Origin of the sequence: Emticicia sp. (genome assembly GCF_049241225.1) — a bacterium.
Classification (GTDB): Bacteria; Bacteroidota; Bacteroidia; order Cytophagales; family Spirosomataceae; genus Emticicia.
This window is the reverse complement of sequence record NZ_JBMLRC010000402.1, coordinates 1-1,033: the sequence shown is the minus strand read 5'-3', so window position 1 is coordinate 1,033 and position 1,033 is coordinate 1. Positions and strand designations below refer to the sequence as shown.

Genomic DNA, 1,033 nt, shown 5'->3' with positions numbered 1-1,033 from the left:
CTTGTTCGTCCGGAAGTGTAGAAGATTGCCTCATCAGGTGAATCTAATTTATTTAACTGATTACCAATGAGTTGAAAAGCTTCATTCCATGATATTTTTTCGTAATGCTGTCCTCCTTCTTTTACAATCAAAGGATGCGTTAATCTTCCTTGCTGCCCTAACCAATAATCAGATTTTTGTGAAAGTTCGGCAACCGAATACTTTTGAAAGAAAACAGGGGTTACTTTTCTGGTTGTAGCTTCTTCGGCAATTGCTTTTGCTCCATTTTCGCAGTATTCGGCAATTTTTGAGCGTTCGCCATCGGGGTCGGGCCATGCACAACTCGGACAATCAACACCTCCTTTTTGGTTGAGATTCAGCAAAGATTTTAGGCCCCTTCTGACAGGCATCGCACCAAAAACGTGTTTCATTGAAGAAAACACAGCCGTAAATCCTGCTGCTTCTTTGGCTGGTTCAGTAGTTTCGATTCCCGTAAAATCGGTCGGTGGTTGAGGGCTTATTTTCGACATTAGAATATCAAATCAGGGTAAATTTTTTGGAACATTTCTACAATCTTTGGCGTAAGTTCCTCAAAGTTTTTATTCTTTTTATTCACCATTAAGTAGGCACTAATTGAAGGTTCTTCGAGGTGTGAAAAAGCAGTTTTCGCAAAAAAGTTTGCCATCAGTTTCGTATATATTCTAAAACTTTGAGTGTTTGATTCTCCCTCACTAACACCACTACTGATAGTATTTGCCCCAATAAAACCAAAGTTAGCCAATGGTTTTTCAGCTAAAATATCAAGCATAATATTAATACACGTCCTAATAACACGAGGTGCATCATAGTCATTGAAAATAATATTATACTTTTTATCAGAAAGTTTATGACTAACTGGAAAGAATTTAACAATAAATACTTGCCATTCATATTCTTCAACAACTGCAATATAACGCCGTTTGGGTGTACGAAAATTGTATAGATGTTGCCTCAAAAACAATTTATCTGATACTTTTGTAACACTAATTCTATTATATTTATAACCACTATCAAA

1 protein-coding gene and 1 pseudogene are annotated in these 1,033 nt (G+C 36.3%); both read right to left on the bottom strand.

Annotation, left to right across the window (positions count from 1 at the left end):
- Positions 1 to 509, bottom strand: a pseudogene (locus ACOVO2_RS21070) (hypothetical protein); the annotation flags it as partial.
- Positions 509 to 1,033: hypothetical protein (locus tag ACOVO2_RS21065; RefSeq protein WP_421771880.1), on the bottom strand; the 525-nt coding region annotated here is incomplete at its 5' end. The pseudogene ACOVO2_RS21070 and the gene ACOVO2_RS21065, both read right to left, overlap by 1 nt.